The 2,770-nt window shown below is 36.4% G+C and carries 4 protein-coding genes; 2 read left to right on the forward strand and 2 right to left on the reverse strand.

The annotated features are described in order from the left end of the window. Positions 1-448, reverse strand: a 448-nt coding sequence (locus MRT15_RS10580; RefSeq protein WP_304330111.1) for a hypothetical protein, incomplete at its 3' end; no start/stop codon positions are given. A 215-nt stretch (positions 449-663) separates the two neighbouring features. Between MRT15_RS10580 and MRT15_RS10585 the strand changes: the two genes are divergently transcribed. Both MRT15_RS10585 and MRT15_RS10590 read left to right on the forward strand, forming a co-directional pair. Further along, positions 664-921, forward strand: coding sequence for a hypothetical protein (locus tag MRT15_RS10585; protein ID WP_304330113.1), 258 nt, complete (start codon positions 664-666; stop codon positions 919-921). Between the two features lie 59 nt (positions 922-980). Then, positions 981-2,054 carry an Lrp/AsnC family transcriptional regulator gene (locus MRT15_RS10590; RefSeq protein ID WP_304330115.1) on the forward strand — a complete coding sequence of 358 codons (1,074 nt, stop codon included), beginning with the start codon at positions 981-983 and terminating at the stop codon, positions 2,052-2,054. 176 nt (positions 2,055-2,230) lie between these two features. Here the strand turns inward: MRT15_RS10590 and MRT15_RS10595 are convergent. After that, positions 2,231-2,770, reverse strand: a 540-nt coding sequence (locus MRT15_RS10595) for a HesA/MoeB/ThiF family protein (RefSeq protein ID WP_304330117.1), incomplete at its 5' end; no start/stop codon positions are given.

Below are 2,770 nucleotides of genomic sequence, written 5' to 3' on the forward strand. Positions count from 1 at the left end.
AGTTTAGTTTGGATAGTGTGAATGTGAATTCCATGCCATTTTTAGCTCCCTGCATACATATGATTATGTAGATTGTGGATTTCCCAAGAATTATTGTTGTGAAATCATTTGGAGTTGTGTAGCTTGGGTTTATACCTAAATCATACTCAAAACTTGAGCACCTAAAAACCTTAACCCCACTAATACTTTTAACCGATAAACCATTAACATTTATGTCCATGAGCTTGAGGGCTTCAACACCATCATTAACTATCTTAAATGTGAATGTGCTAGTGTTGCTTGACGAGTCATATGTGGAGTTTACGAGCTGAACACTTAAAGAGCCAACACCACCAAAACGATATGTATAAACTATGGAATTAACCCAACCCATAAGGGAGAATATGATAAGAGATACTGTTGAAAGTACACTAATAGAGTAGGGGATGCTGAAAATTTTAAGGCTCACATGCAAAAATATGGTAAACAATTATATAAATCTTACTAAAAAATTGCATATATATGCAAATTAATATCCAGATATATATTGAAAAAGAGAGAAAATAGCATGATATAAACAACAAGAATACATTATATGCTTAAGAATTTGGAGTAATTTTGCAGGAGAAGTCAATAAAATAGTAAAATTTATATGTAAATTGGACATAAATTTAAGCGATGAATATGCAGAAAACTGGAATCCTTGAAAGAAAGGCCCTAATACTATTAAGCTTAACAATACTAACACTAATACTGACTGCAGCATTAGCTACACCAACCTTAGCAGAAGAAGATAAAACTGTTGATGTAGAAAAAGGTAAAGTAGATCTAGTAATATCAATGGTAAAAGTTGATGGAAAAATTCATGTTACAATAAGTATAAATAATGGGATAATTGAGATAATACTTGATCCGCCTGGTGGGACGCCAGGACTTCCATAGAGAACCTAAGGCTACCAGAACCTATTAGAGCATACAAGAGCTTAGAGAGATGAATTGATATGCAAGAACTTGACGAAATAGATTACAAGATACTTACGGCTATAGGAAAGAACCCTTTAGCGACAATAACGGAGATAAGTAAGGAAACTGGAGTTAACGTGAAGACATTATCAAAAAGATTACAACGATTGATTGATGAAAAAGTATTGATTGCAGTTTCGGCACAAATATGTCCATCAACATTAGAGCTTGAACCAATACTATTATTTATAAACACGAAGTTTAAAAATTTGCCAATGATAGAAAAGCTTTGTGATTTACATCCTTATACCAGATTTAGAGTGAGATGTCTTGGAGCATGTAATGGTTTGATGAGCATATTTATGATGCCGAGGAATAGCTTAAGATATTTGTTAGAGCTTTTCGATAGGTTACGTGAATTGGGTTTAATTGACGATTACACTTATCTCACTTCGATAGCTAAATGGGTTTGGAAAGAGCCTGACTTCACGTATTATGATGTGAAGAGGGATGAGTGGACGTTTAATTGGGATGAGTGGGGTAGGTATTTGGAGTCTTTGAAGGGACCGAGCGAATTAGAAGCGTATCCACCATCAATACTACATAAATTGGATAAAACTGATATGGCTTTACTCAGAGAGCTTAGTATAAATGCTAGAGCTAAGTTTAAGGATTTAAGTGAGAAACTTAAGATTCCAGAGTATCAGATTAGTAGGCGGATGAAGCTATACCTCGATAGTGGAATTATTGAGGGATTCAGAGTATTGATATATTCGAAAGCTTCAAACCTATTTAATCAATTCATATTTAGGTGTAGATGTCCAGTTGCTACTACAGCTAGATTTGCAATGGCATTTAAGAAGCTGCCATTTCCATTGACATTTATGCCCACACAGGAGGGATTCACACTGGTAACACTTCTACCACCATTAGGAGTCTCGTATCTTGGTGATATATTGCAGAGGAATGTGGATGATGTGAAGCTCATGTGGGCAGATTATAGGACGAGCATGAGATACTGGTTCTATGGAGAGACATTCAAGGATGGTGTTTGGCAAGCTGATAGGAAGATGCTTGTAGACGACATATTAATGGAGTTAAGGGTGAAGTGAAAACAAACAATTAAAAATAATTTTTATTTTTTCCCTTCATTTCCTTTTTATTGTTAATGAGTTTTCGGGTCAAATAATGGCCTTAAATTATTATTCTAGTTGTGAAGAAGGCGTTGAGCTCTTTCTCGACTGGTAATATTGTGCCATGATGATTGAAGTGTATGAGTTTTATAGGGTTATTGTTGCTTGTTTATGGGAAATGTTTGGCAGTCTGGGCATGTTGGGTTTCTCCTTAATTCTATGGTTTGGAATTCCATTGATGATCCATCGTAGATTAGAAGTTTATTCTTTAATAGTTTACCTATTCCAACTAGGTACTTGATGACTTCTGTTGCTTGAATTGTCCCTATTGTTCCAGCTACGGGTCCTAGGATGGGGAATACTTCTCTTTGTTGCGGTGCTGCTGGAATTATGCATCTTAGGCAGGCGGTTTCTCCAGGTATTATGGTTGTTGCTTGCCCCCATAGTCCATGGACTGCTCCATGGAAGAATGGGATCCTCTTCTCTATGCAAGCTTTGTTTAGTGCGTATCTGGCAGCGTAGTTGTCTAGGGCATCTACAACTGCATCCACACCATTCACTAAGGTTGAAGCGTTATCGTCAGTTATTACCTCATCATATACTTCAACATTCACAGTTGGATTTATCTCTCGGAGTTTTTCACGTGCAGATTCAACCTTCCTCCTCCCAATATCCCTATCCCAATGTAGGAGTTG

The sequence above is a fragment of the Candidatus Culexarchaeum yellowstonense genome, from assembly GCF_024707025.1.
GTDB lineage: Archaea > Thermoproteota > Methanomethylicia > Culexarchaeales > Culexarchaeaceae > Culexarchaeum.

Bases quoted from the DNA above. Each gene is read 5' to 3' on its own strand.
- MRT15_RS10585 (WP_304330113.1), top strand. From the start codon at position 664: ATGCAGAAAACTGGAATCCTTGAAAGAAAGGCCCTAATACTATTAAGC.
- MRT15_RS10590 (WP_304330115.1), top strand. From the start codon at position 981: ATGCAAGAACTTGACGAAATAGATTACAAGATACTTACGGCTATAGGA.